We start from the raw sequence: 19,805 nt of genomic DNA on the forward strand, positions 1-19,805 counted from the left end.
CGCCAAGGCTGTGATGAGGCGGCCTCAAGGAACCGCAAGACCCGTAGGTGTTCCCTGACCTGCGGGAGAGAACCGCCCAACCAGGTGGTGCCGGCTGCCTGGATAAGTTATCCGCGCCTCGGTAATGAAAGTGCCGGCCTGCCAAGTCCTCCGCTCAAGCACCAGACAGGCGTCCCCACTCTGGAGATGGAGATGCCGGGCAAGTGTGCGGTCGGCATTCACGGCCCGGACGATATGCTCGGCATCCGTCCAGGGCACCCGCCGCAGCAGCCATGTGCCCGGTGGATCCCCTACGAAAGCTTCCTCACTCGCTTCGGGAACGGCGGCGAGATTGATGAGACGCTCCTCATAGGCGCCCGGCAAGCCGTCGATCAGGTGGATGGTGACGACGCTGAGGACCTGAGAGCCCGCCGGCAAGCCTATTCGTTGCGCAGCCGTGCTGTCGAGGCGTTCGACTGCGCGGTGCAGGATCCTGAAACGATAAATGCTGCCTGTCCGCGCAGCGTCAAACGCGAAGTCCTGGATCTCCAGCACAGCCCGCTCCTTGCTCGGCTCCGCGACGACGGACCCTGCCCTACGGCGCCGCGTGATCAGTCCGTTGGCGGCCAGAGTGGACAGCACCTTGTTCACGGTCATACGCGAGCAGCCGTACTCGGCCATCAGTTCATGCTCGAAGGGCACTCGGTGTCCCGGGGGCCACTCACCCGACATGATGCGTGCCTCGATGTCGTCACGGATCCGCTGGTAGAGATGCTGCTTGGCGCCAGCAGGAACTTTCAGGGGCGCTTCGGTCATGCCAGGACCTGCCTCATCGCAGAGGTATAGCGCGCGACGATGCTCTCACGGGCGTGGTGCCGCCCGTTCACGACGACCTCTTTACCGCCGACAATCACCCTGTCGATGGCTGTCTTGCCGGCGACGAAGATGTACGCATCGAGCCAGCGGTCGCCAGACAGGGCCGCGAGATCCGGATGTGCGGCATCGAGCACGACGACATCCGCCCGGCAGCCCTCTTCGATGGCTCCGATCCGCCGGTTGAGGGCAGCGGCTCCGCCTTCCAGAGCCCCACGGTAAAGAACGCCCCCGGTGGACTGGCCTTCATGCTGCGCAAGAATGTTGCGGGCCCTATACTTCAGTCGCTGGCTGTATTCGAACTGCTTGAGCTCTCCGGACGCGCTGATCTCGACATTCGAATCGGAGCCGACTCCGAAGCGGCCACCGGCCTGGAGAAAACCGACACCTTCGAAGATGCCATCGCCGAGATTGGCCTCCGTCAGAGGACACAGCCCCGCGACGGCTCTCGTTGCCGCAAGATTGCGTGTCTCGCTCTCGTCGAGGTGAGTCGCATGGATCAGGCACCAGCGGGCATCGACGGCGGCATGGTCGAGCAACCATGCAACAGGACGCTGCCCGGACCAGGCGAGGCAGTCCTCCACCTCCTTTACCTGCTCGGCGATGTGGATATGGATCGGCCCCTCAGTCGTGGTTGATAGGATCTCGCGCAGGCTATGCGGCGTCACTGCGCGGAGGCTGTGCGGCGCAATGCCGACTCGCGCGTCGTCGAGACCTGCGACTGCTCTACGGGCACCACGGACGAGGCGCTCGTACATGGCCACATCGCTGATGAACCGCCGCTGCCCCTCGCCCGGCGGAACTCCCCCGAAACCGCCCTGTGCATAGAACACCGGCAGAAGAGTGAGACCCATGCCCGTCGCGGCGGCCGCCGCTGCAATGCGCTCAGCAAGTTCGGCCGGGTTGTCATAGGCCCGGCCGTCTGTGCCATGGTGGAGGTAATGGAACTCCGCCAGGGCTGTGAAGCCGGCTTCGAGCATCTCCATCATCGCATGGGCCGCGATCGCTTCGACATTCTCCGGCGTGAGATTGCCGAGGAAGCGGTACATCACCTGCCGCCACGTCCAAAAGCTGTCGCCCTCGGGGCCTCGCGTTTCCGCAAGACCAGCCATGCCGCGCTGGAACGTATGACTGTGCAGGTTGGGAAGTCCCGGCAGCGCAATACCGGTAATGCGCTCCCGTCCCTCGGACGACGAGTCCGGGCGAACGGCCGCGAATGTGCCGTTCTCGACATCGACGGCCACGTCCCGGGCCCAACCGCCCGGAAGGAGGGCATGATCGAGAAGAAGCCTCTGCACTGCTGACACCTACCCTTGAAGCTTGTTCGGACTCGGCTGGACAATAATGGTTCTCCGCGATTATGTATAGACAATTGGATGCGTCCGCGGAGGAGGAACATGCGCTTCGACCGGATCTGGTTTAACGCTCGGCTTGCGACGCTCGCCGGAGACGCGGACGGCCTCGGCATCATCGAGGGCGGAGCGGTAGGCGCAACGGGCGGGCACATTGCTTTCGTCGGTCCGGCAGAGAATCTTCCCACCGATTGGGATGCCGCCGAGCGCATCGACTGCGAAGGGCGATGGGTTACACCGGGCCTGGTGGATTGCCACACCCACCTTGTCTTTGGGGGCGATCGGGCGCACGAGTTCGAACTGCGCCTCAAGGGCGCGAGCTATGAGGAGATCGCCCGCGCAGGTGGTGGAATCGTCTCCACCGTGAAGGCGACCCGAGCCGCGACCGAGGACGACCTCGTCGCCAGCGCCCTTCCCCGGCTCGACCACCTCCTGGCCGAGGGCTGCACCACGGTCGAAATCAAGTCAGGCTACGGCCTCGACCTCGAAACAGAGGCGCGGATGCTGCGTGCCGCGAAGCGTCTCTCTGACGAACGTGCCGTCACGGTCACAACCACCTTCCTCGGTGCCCACGCTCTGCCGCCGGAAGCGAATGGTGACAAGGATGCTTACATCGGCAAGGTGTGCGAGGAGATGCTTCCCGCCATCGCCCGGGAAGGCCTCGCCGATGCCGTCGATGCCTTCTGCGAGGGAATCGCCTTCTCGCCCGAACAGACTGCACGCGTGTTCGCCGTCGCTCGGGAACTGGGCTTAAGCACCAAGCTTCACGCGGATCAGCTCTCGAATCTCGGCGGCGCGAAGCTCGCTGCCGGGTTCGGAGCACTTTCCGCCGACCATCTGGAATACACGGATGACAACGGAGCCGCCGCCATGGCGCAGGCTGGCACGGTCGCGGTGCTGCTGCCGGGAGCGTTCTATATGCTGCGTGAAACGCAGGCTCCGCCCGTCGAGACTTTTCGGCGGCACGGAACACGGATGGCGCTCGCCACCGACTGCAATCCCGGCACATCGCCGCTGACGTCGCTCCTGCTCACGATGAATATGGGCGCGACGCTGTTTCGCCTGACGGTCGAGGAGTGCCTTGCCGGGGTGACCCGTGAGGCTGCCCGCGCGCTTGGACGCCTGGACGAGATCGGCACGCTCGAACCTGGCAAGGCCTGCGACCTCGCCATCTGGAACATCGACCGCCCGGCCGAGCTCGTCTACCGGATCGGTTTCAACCCGCTGCACACCCGCATATGGAGAGGACAGTGACCGGAACAGTAACGCTCGTCCCCGGCTCCGTGCGCCTGACTCAGTGGCGCCAGGTTTATTTCGGCGCCGCCGTCTCCCTGGACGAGGCTTGCCGTCCGCAGGTGGAGGCCGGCGCCAAGACAATCGATGCCATCGTCGCGAAGGGCGACCCGGTCTATGGCATCAACACCGGATTCGGAAGGCTTGCGAGCGTCCGTATCGGACAGGCGGATCTCGCGACGCTTCAGCGCAACATCGTGCTATCGCACGCCGCAGGTATGGGCGAGCCCTTGCCCATTGCGGTCGTCAGGCTGGTAATGGCCCTCAAGCTCGCGAGCTTGGCGCAGGGTGCCTCGGGCGTGCGATGGTCCACCATCGAGCATCTCGCCGCCTGCCTTGAGTCGAGCCTCGTTCCGGTCATTCCGGCCCAGGGGTCCGTCGGTGCGTCGGGCGACCTCGCCCCGCTCGCGCATATGACGGCCGCTTTGATGGGCGTAGGCGAAATCTTCCTCCATGGCACGCGCCTGCCGGCGACAAAGGCCTTGGCCGAGGCGGGCATGGCCCCTCTCGTCCTTGGGCCCAAGGAGGGACTTGCCCTGCTCAACGGCACGCAGGTTTCGACTGCACTTGCGCTGGCAGGCTTGTTCGAGGCAGAGCAGGTGTTCCGGGCCGCCATCGTCACCGGTGCCCTGGCGACCGATGCGGCGAAGGGATCGGACGGTCCTTTCGACGCGCGCATCCAACAGCTGCGACGCCACCGAGGGCAGGCGGAGGTCGCCGCCGCGCTGCGCATACTGATGGAGGGCAGCGCTATCCGCGCGTCGCATCTGACCAATGACGATCGCGTCCAGGATCCCTACTGCCTGCGCTGCCAGCCACAGGTGATGGGCGCCGTGCTCGACCTACTGCGCCAAGCCGGCAGCACACTCAGCACCGAAGCCAACGGCGTATCCGATAACCCGCTTGTCTTCTCCGAAACGGGCGAGGTCATCTCCGGTGGCAACTTCCATGCGGAACCGGTAGCCTTCGCGGCCGACATGATCGCCATGGCGCTGTGCGAGATCGGCTCCCTCGCGGAGCGGCGCATCGCCATGCTGGTTGATCCTACCCTTTCAGGCCTGCCTGCCTTCCTGACTCCGAAGCCAGGCCTCAATTCCGGCTTCATGATCCCGCAGGTCACTGCCGCCGCCCTGGTGTCGGAAAACAAGCAGCGCGCTTACCCGGCGAGCGTCGATTCGATCCCCACATCGGCCAATCAGGAGGATCATGTCTCCATGGCCACTCATGGAGCGCGGCGCCTCCTGCCCATGGCGACCAACGCGGCCAACGTGATCGGAATCGAATTGCTCGCTGCCGTTCAGGGTTGCGATTTCCACGCCCCCATGCGTTCGAGTGAAAGCCTGGAGCGCGCGCGCGCCCTCCTGCGGTCTGACGTCCCTCCCTTGAATGATGATCGGCACATGACTCCCGACATGGAGCGGGCGGCGGCTCTCGTGGTCTCGGGAGCGCTCGCATCCGCCGTCGGGAGCGACATGCTGCCTTTCGTTGCCGAAGATGTGGCGTAGAAGGAAAGGCGCTTATGATCGAAACGGATCGCCCCTCCTGGCTCTCGCTGACACGTGGAGACGCCCCGCTCCTCGTTAGCCTGCCGCATACCGGCACCGATATCCCGGCGGAATATGAGCAGGGGCTCGTCTCATCCTGGCTTGCCCGCAAAGATGCGGACTGGTGGATCGAGCACCTATACGACTTCGCCGCCAGTCTGGGCGCGACCGTCATTCGTACCTCGATCTCCCGAACCGTCATTGACGTCAACCGCGATCCGTCCGGGGTATCGCTCTATCCTGGGCAGGCGACAACCGAACTTTGCCCGACCACCACCTTCGACGGCGAGCCGCTCTACCACCCTGGCGCCGAGCCGGACCACGCAAGCATCGAGGAACGCCGCAATCACTTCTTCGAGCCTTACCATGCCACGCTCAGGGCCGAGGTCGATCGCCTGCGGTCTGCGCACCCTGCCGTCGTCGTCTACGACTGCCACTCCATACGGTCAGTCATCCCGCGCCTCTTCGAGGGCACGCTGCCGCACTTCAACATAGGCACGAATGGTGGAACGACCTGCGACGGAGCGCTGAGCGAGGAGGTCGAGCGGATCTGCACCACGAGCGAGTTCAGCCACGTGGTCAACGGTCGCTTCAAAGGCGGCTACATCACCCGCAACCTCGGTCAGCCGGAGAACGGCGTGCACGCCGTGCAGATGGAGCTTGCCTGCCGCGGCTACATGAGAGAGCCGCTCGGTCCTGTAGCAGAGGGTCAGTGGCCAGCCGCCTATGATGAGACCTATGCCGCACCCATGCGGGACCAACTCGTTCGCATTCTGAAAGCCTGCCTGACTTTCGCGAAATCAAAAGCCTGATCGAGGACGATTCCATGACACGCATCGACAATGCCCGCGTGATCCGCGCTGCCCACGGCACTGAACTCTCAGCCAAGAGCTGGCTGACGGAAGCGCCCCTTCGCATGCTGATGAACAACCTCGATCCCGACGTGGCGGAGAAGCCGGGCGAACTCGTCGTCTATGGCGGCATCGGCCGCGCCGCACGCGACTGGGACAGCTTCGACCGCATCACGGCCGCCTTGAAGAACCTAGACGACGACGAGACATTGCTGGTGCAGTCGGGCAAGCCCGTCGGGGTCTTCCGGACTCATGCGGATGCGCCGCGCGTGCTGATCGCCAACTCCAACCTCGTTCCGCACTGGGCGAACTGGGACAAGTTTCACGAGCTCGACCGCAAGGGGCTCATGATGTACGGCCAAATGACCGCCGGATCATGGATCTATATCGGCACACAGGGCATCGTTCAGGGCACCTACGAAACCTTCGTCGAGGTGGGGCGACAACATTACAACGGCGACCTCTCCGGGCGTTGGATCCTCACCGCGGGCTTAGGCGGCATGGGCGGGGCGCAGCCCCTCGCGGCCACCATGGCAGGGGCCTCTTGCCTGGCGGTCGAATGTCAGGCAAGCCGCATCGAGATGCGTCTGAAAACCCGCTATCTCGATTGCCGGGCGGACAGTCTCGACGAAGCACTCGCCATGATCGAGCAATCCTGCCGCGACAGGAAGCCTGTCTCCGTCGGGCTTCTCGGAAACGCGGCCGAGATCTTCCCCGAGATCTACCGCCGGGGTATCCGGCCGGACGTAGTGACGGACCAAACCTCGGCGCATGACCCCGTCAACGGCTATCTGCCGAAGGGCTGGTCGTTGGCCGATTGGGAGGCGAAGCGCGAGACCAACCCGAAGATGGTGGAGCACGCCGCCAAACGCTCGATGGCGGAGCACGTGCGCGCCATGCTGGACTTCCACAAGTCGGGTGTTCCGACTCTCGATTACGGCAACAATATCCGCCAGATGGCGAAGGAGGAAGGTGTCGAGGACGCCTTCGCCTTCCCGGGTTTCGTTCCGGCCTATATCCGCCCTCTTTTCTGCCGCGGCATCGGACCGTTCCGTTGGGCGGCCCTCTCGGGTGACCCGGAGGACATCTACCGGACCGACGCCAAAGTGAAGGAGTTGTTGCCCGACAACAAGCATCTGCACAACTGGCTCGACATGGCGCGCGAGCGGATCAAGTTCCAGGGATTGCCGGCGCGCATTTGCTGGGTCGGCCTCGGCGACCGCCACCGCCTGGGCCTTGCCTTCAACGAGATGGTGGCCAAGGGGGAGTTGAAGGCCCCAGTCGTCATTGGCCGCGATCATCTCGATTCCGGCTCGGTCGCGAGTCCGAACCGGGAGACGGAGGCGATGAAGGATGGCTCGGATGCGGTGTCGGATTGGCCACTCCTGAATGCTCTTCTCAACTGCGCGTCCGGTGCTACCTGGGTATCGCTCCACCATGGCGGTGGCGTCGGGATGGGCTTTTCGCAGCATTCCGGCATGGTGATCGTCTGCGACGGCACGCCCGAGGCCGCCAAGCGCATTGAGCGAGTGCTGTGGAACGACCCCGCGACCGGTGTCATGCGGCACGCGGATGCGGGCTACGACATGGCCATCGACTGCGCCCGCGAGTTCAACCTCAACCTGCCGAGCCTGCGCTAGGGCGATCGTCTTATGAGCACCCGGGTGATCCGTTCCGGCGATCTCGTCAGGATTCCATGGAAGAATGGCGGCGGCACCACCGCAGAGCTTGCCGCCTTCCCCGAGGGGTTGGGCTTCGATGCTTTCGGGTGGCGTATCAGCATGGCGGACGTGGCCTCTGACGGCCCTTTCTCAACCTTTCCCGGGATCGATCGTACGCTGATCGTGCTTGAAGGAAACGGTATCGAACTGGATGTCGAGGGCGTGCCATACCGCCTCGAGGGAGCGCTCGCCAAGCTCTCCTTCGCAGGGGATGACGCCACCCTCGGCAGGCTCCTGTCAGGGGGAATCCGCGATCTGAACGTGATGACACGACGTGGCCGCTTCACCCATCGGACACGAACGGTGAGGAGCGGAGTGATGCTCCTGTCGGAAGATGCCTGCGCGGCTTTCGTTACCGCCGTGGAAGCATCGCTCGACGTGTTCGTAGGGGATGTCGTGCACTCGCTTCACCCCCTCGATACCCTCGTCCTCGATCCGGGATCGGAGATGATCCAGCTTTCCGGGACTGGTCAGTCGATTCTGGTCGAGATCGTGCCCGAAGATTCGGCAAGAGAGGGCGATCGCCACCCGTGATGCGGAAACATGCAGCATGTCCTCATGTCTATACATTTGACATCGGAGTGCGAGCGTGGTGCCATTCCGGCCGCTCGCCCTGAGTCAGACGAGGCAACAGTAAAATCTTCCAGAGGGCGTCGTCGGATCAAGGTGGGATGAACAGATGGAGGCAGGAATGAAGGCGATAATCGGTGGGTTCGCGCTGTTGGCGCTGGCGGCAGGCTCCGCCTCCGCCCAGGAGACGAAGGTAGCAATCGGCATCTCGGGCTGGACAGGCTTTGCGCCTCTTACCCTCGCGAAGGAAGCCGGCATCTTCAAGAAGAACGGTCTCGACGCGACGATCAAGAAGGTCCCGCAAGCGAGCCGCCACCTCGCAATCCAGTCCGGCGACATCCAATGCGCAGCCACGACGGTGGAAACCTGGATCGTGTGGAACGCGAACGGCGTACCTACGAAGCAGATCTTCCAGCTCGACAAGAGCTATGGTGCCGACGGCATGGTCGTGCGCAACGACGTCAACTCGATCAAGGACGTCAAGGGCAAAACGGTGGCGGCCTCGGCGCCCGGCACGTCGCCTTATTTTGCCCTCGCATGGATGCTGAAGAAGAACGGCTTGTCGATGAAGGATGTCACCGTCGTCAACATGGAGCCTGGCCCGGCCGCACAGGCCTTCATCGCAGGTCAGAACGATGCTGCCATGACCTATGAACCGTATCTTTCCTCCGTACGTGCGGCGCCGCAAGCCGGTAAGATCATTGCCACCACTCTCGACTACCCGATGGTGATGGACACCTTCGGCTGCACCCCGAAGTTCCTCAGCGAGAATCCGAAGGCCGCCAAGGCTCTGGCCGATAGCTACTTCGAGGCTCTCGACATGATCGCCAAGGATCAGGCCAAGGCCTACGAGATCATGGGCGCCGACGTGAAGCAGACGGGTGAAGCGTTCGGTAAGTCCGCGCAGTTCCTGCGCTGGCAGGATCGGGAGGCCAACAAGAAGTTCTTCGAGGGCGAGTTCAAGACCTTCTCCAACGAGGCCGCCGACCTGCTGCTGGAGATCGGCGTCATCAAACAGAAGCCCGACATGGATGCCCTTGCCGACACCAGCTTCATCCAGTAACCGCGACGACTCGTCCGCGACGGCCCGCATGGGCGGGCCGTCGTCCTGATCTTTGCTCTACGTTGTCGGACCGGCCGCTGTAACAGCAGTCCGGGCGACGGAACTGACCTCTCATGCCTCGTCCTCTCGAACCTGTCGGCCAGGGCACACGGATCGTGCTCGGCGTCTCCTTCTTCGTCATCTTCGTCGTCGCCTGGGCGGTGGCGACGCTAGGCGGCTTCGTCTCAAGGACTTTCCTGGCCGATCCGATCACCATGATGCAGGATGGATGGCTGTTGCTCACCCGGTTCGGCTTTGCGGCGGATATCGCCGTTACAGTGTGGCGCGTGGTCGGAGGCTTCATCATGGCTGCGGTCATCGCCGTTCCCATTGGCTTGATGATGGGGGCCTACAAGCCATTTGAGGCATTTCTCGAACCTTTTGTCTCCTTCGCTCGCTACCTGCCGGCATCCGCCTTCGTGCCGCTTCTCATCCTGTGGGCAGGGATCGGCGAGTTCCAAAAGCTTCTCGTCATCTTCATCGGCTCCTTCTTCCAAATCATCCTCATGATTGCCGTCGCTGTCGGCAATACCCGCCGCGACCTGGTGGAAGCCGCTTACACGCTGGGATCCACAGACATGGGAATCGTCAAGCGCGTCCTGCTTCCGGCCAATGCACCCGAGATCGCCGAAATTCTGAGACTCGTTCTCGGTTGGGCCTGGACCTACGTGATTGTGGCGGAGTTGATCGGTTCATCCTCCGGCATCGGCCATATGATCATAGACAGCCAAGCCTTGATGGCGACGGGGCAGATGATCTTCGGCATCATCGTGATCGGCGTCATCGGCCTGATTTCCGATTTCCTGTTCAAGGGCCTCAACCGGGCGCTCTTTCCGTGGCGGCTCGCATGACCGATACGATCCTGAGCATCGAGAGCGTATCGCGCGTCTTCCCTGGTGTGCGGGGCGGCGCTCCCATTCGAGCACTGGAGCCGACCAGCCTGAATGTCGCCCGCAACGACTTCATCACCATTCTGGGGCCGTCCGGTTGCGGCAAGTCCACCCTCCTGCGCATCGTGGCCGGCCTTGATCGCCCGAGCGCGGGCCGCGTTCTCCTGGAGGGCCGCGAGATCACCGGGCCAGGCGCCGACCGCGGCATGGTCTTCCAGTCCTACACCCTGTTCCCATGGCTGACGATCGCCGAGAACATTGCCTATGGGCTTCGTGAGAAGGGGATCCCCAAATCCGAGCGGCAGGATATTGTAGCCTCCTACACCGAAAAGGTGGGCCTTCGCGGTTTCGAGAACCACTATCCCAAGCAACTCTCAGGCGGAATGCAGCAGCGTACGGCCATTGCCAGAGCCTTGGCGAACGACCCCGCCATCCTGCTCCTCGATGAGCCGTTTGGGGCGCTGGACAACCAAACCCGTGCCCTGATGCAGGAGCTGCTGCTCGGCATATGGGAGCGGGAGCGCAAGACTGTTCTCTTCGTAACCCATGATATCGAGGAGGCGATCTTTCTCGCTTCACGGGTGGTTGTAATGACCGCCCGTCCGGGCCGAATCAAGGCCGATATACCGGTCGACCTGCCTCATCCTCGTCATTATCGCATGAAGACGAGTCCTGAGTTCTCTAATCTTAAGGCACAGCTGACGGAAGAGATCCGCGCAGAGGCCCTGCAGGCCGACGGAGTATATTAGGCCCGCCGCCCTTCGCGGTGAGAGTGTGCTGCCTACCGGACATACGACAGTGCAATGTGCCTGACTCGATTGAAAGCCCCGCCAGACCTCCTGTAGCATGCAGGATGAAAAGCGCGGTTTGGAGGACACGATGGTCTCGATTGCATTAGTATCCGTGCTTGGCCCCGACAGGGTCGGACTGGTTGCTGCGATTGCGGATCACCTGTTCGGCGCAGGCGTGAACCTGCGCGACACGGCTTTCGCGGCCCTTGGATCAGGCGCGGAGTTCGTGGCCGTTTGCGAGCTGCCGGAAGGGGTGACGGCGCAGGAACTCGAAACCGGCCTGAAGCAGGTTCCTGAACTTGAGGGAGCCGAAATTCGCGCTGTGCCTTACGCCTTCGATCCTAGCCCAGGGCCAACCGGCAACGTATCTCACCGGATCACTATCAGCGGGGGTGACCAGCTCGGTTTGGTGGCTCGCCTGTCCGAGGTGTTCAAGCAGTATGCGGCCAACATCGTCCGCCTCGAAGCACGTAAGCTCCCCGAGGAGAATGGAGGACTCTACGTGACGCGCTTTGCCGTATTCGTCCCACCCGAACAGGCGGGTCTGTGCCTGGCGACTGTGCGCAACACCGCTGGGACCATGGGACTTGACTGCCAGATCGAGGAAAGCCTGCTGTAGCAGCAACCAGGGCACTCACTTCACTATAAGAGTACCCTTGTACTCCCGCCGAGCCCCTAGAGAGCGGACTTTTTACTTGCGGATGACTCGAAGTGGTCGAACACGACAGCCGCCACGCTTGGCAACCTGTCAAGATCCGCCGTGGCGGCAATGACGTATCCGCAGCGATTATCCAGCCAATAGAAGACGGGCGTATCCTCGATCCGTGCGGAACGAAGGTTTGTTTCAACGTGTTCTCCGGCTCTCATATAAACCGTCACTCGGACGCCTCGTCCATCACCATAGAGCAGCAAGGCAATGGCGTTGTCCTTTCGGTACGGGAGGATACGCCCGCCCAGGAAGTTCAGCCCGAACGCAGTCAGGTCCGGAACGGCGAAGGGAGCTCCCAATCTTCTCAGCAGCCAGCGGCGTAGCTGGGCATCCCCGGCCGTCAGGACGGCGCTGGGCTGGATGTCGGTCGAGAGAAAGCGATGTGCGGCAATCGCATCTCGTTTCAATCCATCCGCTTGGGCGGATAGACCCAGAACGTCGATGCTGCGCATTCCGCCCAGGAACCACCCCAGCAGCAACCCGGTCGCTATGCAGAGGCAGATCACGGCCACCTGCCGATAACGCGCGAATCTTTGCTGCCGAACACCTGCAGCTATGGTGCCGATATGTAAGCGACGAGGAACGGGCTTCTCGGCAACCGTGTCGAGAAGATCCTTGAGGTCTTGCCGATGACGGCAGTAGGACCCGATGCGACTGGCGGTCTTCGGATTTGTACGAAGATAAGCCTCTACGGCGGCACGCCGCTCCGGTTCGAGCCTGCGGTCGACATAGGCCTGCAGCTCGCCCTCCTCTATATGTCGTTCGGCAGTGCTCACTTGACGCTCCTCAACGTCTCTGCTTGCCCAGTCTCCAAGATCCGACGCAAACCTTCCCGGCCACGGCTCAGTCGAGACATGACCGTCCCGATCGGGATTCCCAGCACTTGCGCAGCTTCGGCATAGGACATCTCCTCGACGCCCACGAGCAGGAGAACGTCGCGCTGCTCAGCTGGCAACTGCGCGAGTCCGCTCAAAGCATCTCGCACTTCCAGGCGGCGCTCCTGCACTCCATCCCTGGAAGGTGGATCTTCCATGCATGTGAAATCGACCTGCGCCCCTCGCCGTGAGCAATATCGCACATGCGAAATGAAGACGTTGTGGAGGATCGCGAAGAGCCATGCGCGAAGGTTCTCGTCGGCTGCGCGGATATGCCATCGTCGGACCGCATGCTCCAGACAGTCCTGAACCAAGTCGTCGGCGAGATCGTTGTCGCGGGTGAGCGCAAAGGCATAGCGGCGCAGGGCCGGTATCTTGGGCTGAATCAGCGCCTCTATTTCATTCATGATCTGCTCGAAGGATCACCACCATGTGACGAGCCCTGTGGAATGGCCTGTTCACAGACGTCCTATACTGGGCCCATATTCCCGCTTCGATGACCGTTCATCGGCGGTAGCCATTTCGTAGCCACCTATACTCTGGAGCAGCAATTCGGCGGCAGCGATCATGAGCCGGCGAAAAGATGGTGTGGCAAAGGAATAAGCAAAAAGCCCAGGCGTCTATGAGCAGAAGGCCGTGCCGCCGCAAGAAGCACGGTCGAAACGCCACATGTGAGGAACGCCGCAGAACACTGGAACAAGCTCTATCCCTTCGTTCGAACCTGTCTGGTTCGGCGGGGACTTATCTTTGCCAAATTCGCCTCGATCACGATTATGCGAGCAAATCTCAAAGAAAGCTTTAGCACAACTTTCAGCTAACTACATAATACTGCGCCTTATACCTTATGTTTACTAGCCCAGTTCCGCTAGTTCTTTTTAGATATTGAACAAATCTTCTAGCAGAATTCTTATGTCTGTGCGCCAGAGATTCGCATGAATTCTTGCTTCTGCACTCGAGGCGCATGTTCATAACCATCACCCATCGGGAGTTTCAAAATGCGTGACTTGAGCATGGAAGAACTGGGCCACGTTTATGGGGCCGGCGGCAAGGGCTGTGGTCGCAAGCACAAGCACAAGAAAGGCAGCAAGAGCAGAAGCAAGAGCAAGAGCAAGAGCTACAGCCGCAGCAAGAGCAAGAAGCATCGCGCTATGCTCTGATCGTTGATCAGCACCGGCGCGGCGGCCCCCGCCGCGCCGACATCAACAGACTGATTATTCGACCATCGACGGCATTCCAACGACAAACCTGAGGGAGCAGGGCATGGATGCGCTTCCCGGCTGGGCCATTCCATCTGCGCAGGACGACGCGGTACAAGAGGAGCTTTGGCTCTTGGGCCAGCCGCCGCTGCATCAGTATCTTAGCTACATGCAGGATACCGTCGTCGATGGGAGAAGCTTGCCGCGCTCGGCTCTCGTGGATGAATGGCGCAGGGCCAACGATTACTACTATGAGCTGGAGACCGGCGAGGCCGGCCTCGCCGATCGCATCGAAATCCTCGACCTTCCATCTTCGCTGGAGCCTCTCGCCGACGCGCTGAGGGAAGACCCTTGCTACCGCCGCGCCTACGACGTTCTGCCGACCCGGCTGGCCATGGTCGAACTGCAGCACCTCGTCGTCGCGCAGCCGCACGTGAACCTTACCCATGTCAACCGGCTGAGGGAGCACCTCTCGGCGAAACCGTCCAACGATGAAGTATTCCGGTTCTGCCATCCCATAGATCGCCCGGGGCCCAATGTCGGGGTCCGGCGCATCGGAGATACACGCTTCTCTTTCACCTCGGAATCGTCGGACCTCCGTTTTCGCGAGGCCATTCTGCTCCGCGCCGACCAGATCGCCGGGGGCGTGCGCTTCGGCGCCTCGGCCATGGTCGTTGGCCTCGTCGTGGGCTTCAGCTCCAACTTCCTGACGGCGATTCAGTCCGATAACCGCCTCGTCCTGCACAATGGCCACCACCGTGCTTTCGCCTTGCTCGCTCACGGAGTGACCCATGCTCCCTGCATCATCCAAACCGTAACGCGCCGGGATGAGCTCAACCTCATCGCCGGAAGCGATGTCCAGGAGGAGCCAGCCTTCTACTTCAAGTCGGCACGCCCTCCGCTCCTCAAGGACTTCCTCGACCCGAGGATAAGGAAGGTGCATCGCATCCCTTGCCCTCTTCAAATGATCGATGTGCGCTTCGAGGTACAGGACCACCAAGTTGCAGACTGATACGATCATCAGCCCCAAGCAGACGGTGCCCTCGGAAGTCGAGCGCAGGGGAACGCCAGCTCCAGCCCCGGCCCAGCCCCTGTTCAGACCTGAGGTGATGGTGGAGCACCAGTCCCAGTGGCTCGGAACCGTGCTGTTGGAGCCGCGGATCACGCACTGGATGTTCGCTTCTCTCGCACTGGTCGCGACGGCGGCGGTGCTCGGGCTCCTGTTCTTTACCTCCTATACCCGGAAGGCCCGCATCAACGGGTGGCTGGTGCCCCAGCAGGGACTTGTGCGGGTTTTTGCGCCCCAGGGCGGCGTCATCACGCAGGTTCATGTGAAGGAGGGTACGGAGGTCAGAAAGGGCGCACCGCTTCTGGCCATTTCCACGGAGATGCAGAGCCTGACTGTAGGTGCGACACGACAGGAGGTGGTCGACCGTCTCACGAAGCGCAGGAACAGCATGGCCGAAGAAAAGACTGTCCAGGAGCGCCTCTTTTCTCAGCAGGCGGCTGATCTGATGCGCCGCATCGCGGCCCTGGAGGACGAGCAGAAGTACCTGGCGCAGGAGATGGACCTGCAACGATCGCGCATCCAGCTCAGCGAGAGGGTGGCCAAGAGGATGCGGGCCATGCGCGCCAAGGATATCGTCCCGGAGCCTCGCCTGGAGGAGGCCGAACGGGAGCGAATCCAGGAAAACGCCAAGCTGCAAGGGCTGGAGCGGACTCAAGCCGCACTTCAGCGGGAGCATCTCCAGCTGACCGCCTCTTTGCGTGAAATCCCGCTCCGGCGCCTCACGCAGCTTGCCGAGATCGAACGCAACGTCGCTCTGTTGGAGCAGGAACTGGCGGAAGCGGAGGAGCGCCGGGAAATCGTGATTTTGGCACCTCAGGATGGCACCGTTACGGGAATGCAGGTCGAAAGCGGCGGCAGCGCCCAGCCCAGTGTTCCGCTCATGAATATCGTTCCGGCGGGCGCGACCTTGCAGGCGCAGCTCTTCAGTCCGAGTCGCGCCGTCGGCTTCCTGCGCGAAGGCCAGAGGGTGCATCTGCGTTACGAGGCTTTCCCTTATCAGAAGTTCGGGTTTCACCAAGGTGTCGTGGTTTCCGTATCGCGCTCCGCCATGAGCCCGGCGGAAATGACCCAGCAGCTTAGCGGACTGACGACCCTCTATGGAACGAACGAGCCGGTCTACCGGGTCACGGTCGATCTCTCCCAGCAGAACGTCACTGCCTATGGCAAGTCGATGCCGCTGCAGCCGGGGATGCAGCTCGAAGCGGACGTGCTTCTCGAAAGCCGCCGGCTGGTGGAGTGGATGCTTGAGCCCTTGTTCAGCATCAGTGGAAAGTGGGCCGGATGAGCGCCGCCGAACGCCTGAACCTCGGATGGGGACGACGAACCCCGATGCTTCTGCAGACGGAAGCTTCCGAATGCGGCCTTGCGAGCCTCGCGATGGTCGCCGGCTATTTCGGCTACGAGGCGGATCTGGCTGATCTGCGTCGGCGCTACGGCCTTTCGCTGAAAGGTGCGACACTCAAGGAGCTCGTCCGCATTGCCGATCAACTCGGCTTCGCCACTCGGCCGCTACGCCTCGACATGGAGGAGCTGCCAAAGCTCCGACTCCCCTGCATCCTGCACTGGGACCTGAACCACTTCGTCGTTCTGGTCAGCATCGGACGGTCGGGTGCCGTCATTCACGACCCGGCCATAGGCATTATCCGCATGAAGGAAGCGGAGCTTTCGCGCCATTTTACGGGCATTGCCCTTGAGCTGTACCCGACAGATCGGTTCGAGCCTGCCGCCGCCCCGCCAAGGGTTCGCCTCCGGAAGCTGCTCGGACGCATGGTCGGGGTCAAGAGGGCCCTGTCTCATCAATTGTCGCTTGCATTGGCGATCGAGGTATTCGCGATGGCCGGCCCCCTCTTTCTGGGCTGGGTCGTCGACCACGCGCTTGTCGCGGCAGACCGCGATCTCCTCCTCACTCTCGTCCTCGGATTTCTGCTTCTGCTGCTGTTGCAGACGACGATCACGGCGATGCGCAGCTGGATGCTGATGGGCCTGAGCGCCACGTTGAAGGTCCAGTCGCGGGCGAACCTGTTCTCCCATCTCATCAGTCTGTCCCCATCGTTCTTCGAGGCCCGTCACCTGGGTGACGTAACATCGAGATTCCATTCTCAGGAGACGATCCTCGATGCGATCACCACCGAGCTGATCGAGGCGATCATGGACGGCCTGATGGTGGGCCTCACCCTCGCCATCATGCTGGTGATTGCACCGGGCATGACGGCAATCGTTCTCGCCGGAGCCGCCTTGTACGGCATTCTGCGCTGGGCCTTGTACACTCCGTTGCGCCAAGCCTCCATGGAGGCCATCGTTTGGGAGGCAAGACTCGACACGCACTTCCTCGAGACCTTGCGCGGCATCCGCACGATCAAGCTCTTCAATGGCCAGGAAGACCGTCGCGCCCATTGGCTGAATCTTCTGGTCGAGACAACCAATCGAAATCTGACGGCGGAGAAGCTCAGGTTCCTCTTCCGGACCGGCAACATGCTGCTCATGGGGATCCTCAAGATCCTGATCATCTGGCTCGGTGCCAGACAGGTTTTGGACAACACTCTTTCCGTGGGCCTGCTTCTGGCCTTCATCGCCTATAAGGACCAATTCATCAGCCGCGTGAGCATTCTCATCGACCGGGCCGTAGACCTGAAGATGCTGCGTCTTCACGCAGAGCGCCTGGCTGACATCGCGCTCACGGAGCCGGAGACGCGCACCTCCCTCGTGCCGGCACCAGGAGGTCAGCGCCCTCCGACCATCGAGCTGAGGAATGTCAGCTTCCGCTACAACGAACAGGATCCGTGGGTTCTCGACAACGTCAATCTTCGCATCGAGGCTCGGGAATCAGTCGCGATCGTAGGGCCGTCCGGAGGTGGCAAGTCGACGCTCCTGAAGCTGCTGACCGGCCTGATCAAGCCCTGCCACGGCGAGATTTTGATCGACGGAGAGCCTCTCGCCCGAATCGGTCTGGAGAATTACCGAGCCATGATTGGCGTCGTCATGCAGGACGACCAACTCTTCGCCGGCTCCATTGCCGACAACATCAGCTTCTTCTCCGAGCAGCCTGATATCGATCGCATTATGCTTTGCGCCAAGCAGGCAGCCGTTCACGATGATATCGCGGCCATGCCCATGGGGTACGCTACGCTGATCGGCGACATGGGCACTGTTCTCTCCGGGGGCCAGAAGCAGCGTGTGGTGATCGCGCGTGCACTCTACCGCCAACCAGGCATTCTATTGCTTGACGAAGCCACGAGCCATCTGGACGTTGAGCGGGAAAAAACGGTGAATGCGGCTTTCAGGGCCATGGGGATCACGCGCATCGTCATTGCCCACCGGCCGGAGACCATCCGCATGTCGGGGCGCGTGATCGTTCTCGAACAGGGAAAGCTCCGTGCAGGAGCGCCATTCCAGCGACATCACGTCTACCAGGAGAACGCGATCCATGCACCGTACCTCCTGGAGGCCGCCCTCACCAACAAAAGGGACAAAAAGAGAAAGGAGAGGAGAGGACGAAGGAAAGCCGGCAGAATGCCACACGCCGCTCCAGCTCCAGACCGCGCTGAGACTGGGGGCGAGATAGCACGATGAGACCGGCGGCCTCCTCGCCGGTCCTGTTCTGACAAGAACTGTGTCAGAGCTCAAGCGCCAGGCAAGGCACCTCCCTCTCCCGCAGCTTGTCACAAGCGTCCTGCGCAGCCTTGCGATCCGTGAATCCGGCAAAACGGGCGCGAACGAAGGTCTTGTAAGGCTCCGTCACCGGTTCGACGCCCTCTAGAATATCGCCGTACTTGCTTTGCGCGGTCTTCAGCATCTCCACGGCCGCATCGCTGCTGGGAAGCGCACCGATCTGAATCGCATATCCGGAGCTGCGTGCAGCCGGTCCCGCGGCAGTCGGAGCACTCTTCTCCGCCACCGGAGTCGTGGTGGCCGTTGCCGCTGCCGTCACTACGGCGGGATCGGCGGAAGCCACCATCACCGGAGACCTCCTGACCGCCATGAGGATTTCCTGCGCATAGCCCTTTCCGGCTTGCGCCTTCGGCAGGTAGCGCGAGATGAGCGAGGCCATGTGCTGGTCTCGGCTCTTAGCCGTTCGGCCGCCTAAGACCACGGCGACCACCTTGCGTCCTCCACGCCGCGCCGAAGTCACCAGGTTGAAGCCGGAGGCACGGATGTAGCCCGTCTTGATGCCGTCGACGCCCTTGATCTTCCCCACAAGCCGGTTGTGGCTCCTGTAGGTCCGTCCCTGATAGGTGAAGGAGCGCGTCTTGAAATAAGCATAGTAACGCGGGAACCGGACCTGAAGCGCGGCGCCGAGGATCATCATGTCTCGTGCGGTGGTGACTTGCCCCGGGTCGGGAAGACCGGACGCATTGCGGAACTGAGTGTTGGCCATGCCGAGCTCGTGAGCGGTCCGGGTCATGCGTTCCGCAAAGGCTTTCTCGCTTCCTGCCAAGTTCTCTGCGATCACGACAGCCGCGTCGTTGGCCGAACGCGTCACGAGAGCCTTGATGGCATGCTCGACCGCGATGGTCCGCCCTGCACGCAACCCAAGCTTTGTCGGCACTTGCCCAGCCGCGTGGGCGGAGACCTTGAGAGGCGTGTTCAGCTTCACCCTACCCCTCTCCAGATCCTCGAACAGGACATAGAGCGTCATCATCTTGGTGAGCGACGCGGGATAACGTCGCTCGTCGGCGGCATCGGAGTAGAGCACCTTTCCGGACGTGATGTCCCACACGATGGCGGCGTAGCGTGAATTGGCCAGCCCCTGAGCCGGAAGCAGAAGCAGGAAGAAAGCGAAAAGCCTAGCGAATACGGTCCGCGAGCGGACCATAATGGCGACGAGATGAATGAGAGACCGTTGCTGCAACGATAAGGCCCTGTCCAATTTCGAATTCGGGAATATCGGCGACTGCCTTGGGAGCAGGCTCGATTGGGTCGGTTAACACTGGGTAAAGGCTGGCGCGCTTTCGTCAAAGCCCTGAGGCCCCAGGCCGAGCGAGCGCACAAA

The 19,805-nt window shown here is 62.1% G+C and carries 18 protein-coding genes; 13 read left to right on the forward strand and 5 right to left on the reverse strand.

Going from position 1 to position 19,805, the window contains the following annotated elements:
* Nucleotides 1–24 precede the first annotated feature (24 nt).
* On the reverse strand, nt 25–795 hold the full coding sequence (gene hutC, locus LGR44_RS03255) for a histidine utilization repressor (RefSeq protein ID WP_226737201.1): 771 nt from the start codon (nt 793–795) through the stop codon (nt 25–27).
* The gene (locus LGR44_RS03260) at nt 792–2,150 is read right to left on the reverse strand and encodes a formimidoylglutamate deiminase (RefSeq protein WP_226737203.1); all 1,359 of its coding nucleotides are present in this window, start codon (nt 2,148–2,150) and stop codon (nt 792–794) included. Before LGR44_RS03260 ends, hutC begins: the two co-directional genes overlap by 4 nt.
* A 99-nt stretch (nt 2,151–2,249) precedes the next feature.
* On the opposite strand from LGR44_RS03260, the gene hutI reads away from it, so the two are divergent.
* The 9 genes from hutI to LGR44_RS03305 all read left to right on the forward strand — a co-directional run bounded on the left by hutI (nt 2,250) and on the right by LGR44_RS03305 (nt 11,585).
* Nucleotides 2,250–3,458: an imidazolonepropionase gene (gene hutI, locus LGR44_RS03265; RefSeq protein ID WP_226737205.1), complete on the forward strand. Its 1,209-nt coding sequence runs from the start codon at nt 2,250–2,252 to the stop codon at nt 3,456–3,458.
* The gene (hutH, locus tag LGR44_RS03270) at nt 3,455–5,002 is read left to right on the forward strand and encodes a histidine ammonia-lyase (RefSeq protein ID WP_226737207.1); all 1,548 of its coding nucleotides are present in this window, start codon (nt 3,455–3,457) and stop codon (nt 5,000–5,002) included. Before hutI ends, hutH begins: the two co-directional genes overlap by 4 nt.
* 14 nt (nt 5,003–5,016) lie before the next feature.
* Nucleotides 5,017–5,853 (forward strand): N-formylglutamate deformylase, encoded by an 837-nt coding sequence (hutG, locus tag LGR44_RS03275; protein ID WP_226737209.1) that lies wholly within the window; start codon nt 5,017–5,019, stop codon nt 5,851–5,853.
* A gap of 14 nt (nt 5,854–5,867) precedes the next feature.
* Nucleotides 5,868–7,532 carry a urocanate hydratase gene (gene hutU, locus LGR44_RS03280; protein WP_226737211.1) on the forward strand — a complete coding sequence of 555 codons (1,665 nt, stop codon included), beginning with the start codon at nt 5,868–5,870 and terminating at the stop codon, nt 7,530–7,532.
* Between the two features lie 24 nt (nt 7,533–7,556).
* Nucleotides 7,557–8,147 (forward strand): HutD/Ves family protein, encoded by a 591-nt coding sequence (locus LGR44_RS03285; RefSeq protein WP_226737213.1) that lies wholly within the window; start codon nt 7,557–7,559, stop codon nt 8,145–8,147.
* A gap of 157 nt (nt 8,148–8,304) precedes the next feature.
* Nucleotides 8,305–9,246: an ABC transporter substrate-binding protein gene (locus LGR44_RS03290; protein ID WP_226737215.1), complete on the forward strand. Its 942-nt coding sequence runs from the start codon at nt 8,305–8,307 to the stop codon at nt 9,244–9,246.
* A 113-nt stretch (nt 9,247–9,359) separates the two neighbouring features.
* Nucleotides 9,360–10,136: an ABC transporter permease gene (locus LGR44_RS03295; protein WP_226737217.1), complete on the forward strand. Its 777-nt coding sequence runs from the start codon at nt 9,360–9,362 to the stop codon at nt 10,134–10,136.
* Nucleotides 10,133–10,924 (forward strand): ABC transporter ATP-binding protein, encoded by a 792-nt coding sequence (locus LGR44_RS03300; protein ID WP_226737219.1) that lies wholly within the window; start codon nt 10,133–10,135, stop codon nt 10,922–10,924. The genes LGR44_RS03295 and LGR44_RS03300 overlap by 4 nt, the downstream gene beginning before the upstream one ends.
* A gap of 130 nt (nt 10,925–11,054) precedes the next feature.
* Nucleotides 11,055–11,585 carry a glycine cleavage system protein R gene (locus LGR44_RS03305; RefSeq protein ID WP_226737221.1) on the forward strand — a complete coding sequence of 177 codons (531 nt, stop codon included), beginning with the start codon at nt 11,055–11,057 and terminating at the stop codon, nt 11,583–11,585.
* A gap of 56 nt (nt 11,586–11,641) precedes the next feature.
* On the opposite strand, the gene LGR44_RS03310 is transcribed toward LGR44_RS03305, so the two are convergent.
* Entirely contained in the window at nt 11,642–12,451 is an 810-nt protein-coding gene (locus LGR44_RS03310; RefSeq protein ID WP_226737223.1) for an anti-sigma factor family protein, read from the reverse strand.
* Nucleotides 12,448–12,957, reverse strand: coding sequence for a sigma-70 family RNA polymerase sigma factor (locus tag LGR44_RS03315; RefSeq protein WP_226737225.1), 510 nt, complete (start codon nt 12,955–12,957; stop codon nt 12,448–12,450). Before LGR44_RS03315 ends, LGR44_RS03310 begins: the two co-directional genes overlap by 4 nt.
* A 588-nt stretch (nt 12,958–13,545) precedes the next feature.
* On the opposite strand from LGR44_RS03315, the gene LGR44_RS03320 reads away from it, so the two are divergent.
* From LGR44_RS03320 to LGR44_RS03335, 4 genes are all read left to right on the forward strand, one after another.
* Entirely contained in the window at nt 13,546–13,707 is a 162-nt protein-coding gene (locus LGR44_RS03320; protein ID WP_226737227.1) for a hypothetical protein, read from the forward strand.
* A 103-nt stretch (nt 13,708–13,810) separates the two neighbouring features.
* Nucleotides 13,811–14,758 carry a hypothetical protein gene (locus LGR44_RS03325; RefSeq protein ID WP_226737229.1) on the forward strand — a complete coding sequence of 316 codons (948 nt, stop codon included), beginning with the start codon at nt 13,811–13,813 and terminating at the stop codon, nt 14,756–14,758.
* A complete protein-coding gene (locus LGR44_RS03330; protein ID WP_226737232.1) occupies nt 14,748–16,100 on the forward strand; it encodes an HlyD family efflux transporter periplasmic adaptor subunit in 1,353 nt (450 codons plus the stop codon). The genes LGR44_RS03325 and LGR44_RS03330 overlap by 11 nt, the downstream gene beginning before the upstream one ends.
* Nucleotides 16,097–18,385 (forward strand): peptidase domain-containing ABC transporter, encoded by a 2,289-nt coding sequence (locus tag LGR44_RS03335; RefSeq protein WP_226737234.1) that lies wholly within the window; start codon nt 16,097–16,099, stop codon nt 18,383–18,385. Before LGR44_RS03330 ends, LGR44_RS03335 begins: the two co-directional genes overlap by 4 nt.
* 43 nt (nt 18,386–18,428) lie before the next feature.
* On the opposite strand, the gene LGR44_RS03340 is transcribed toward LGR44_RS03335, so the two are convergent.
* Nucleotides 18,429–19,664, reverse strand: a complete 1,236-nt coding sequence (locus LGR44_RS03340) for a D-alanyl-D-alanine carboxypeptidase (protein WP_226737236.1) — start codon at nt 19,662–19,664, stop codon at nt 18,429–18,431.
* Nucleotides 19,665–19,805 lie beyond the last annotated feature (141 nt).

Source organism: Microvirga lenta, from assembly GCF_020532555.1.
Taxonomy (GTDB): domain Bacteria; phylum Pseudomonadota; class Alphaproteobacteria; order Rhizobiales; family Beijerinckiaceae; genus Microvirga; species Microvirga lenta.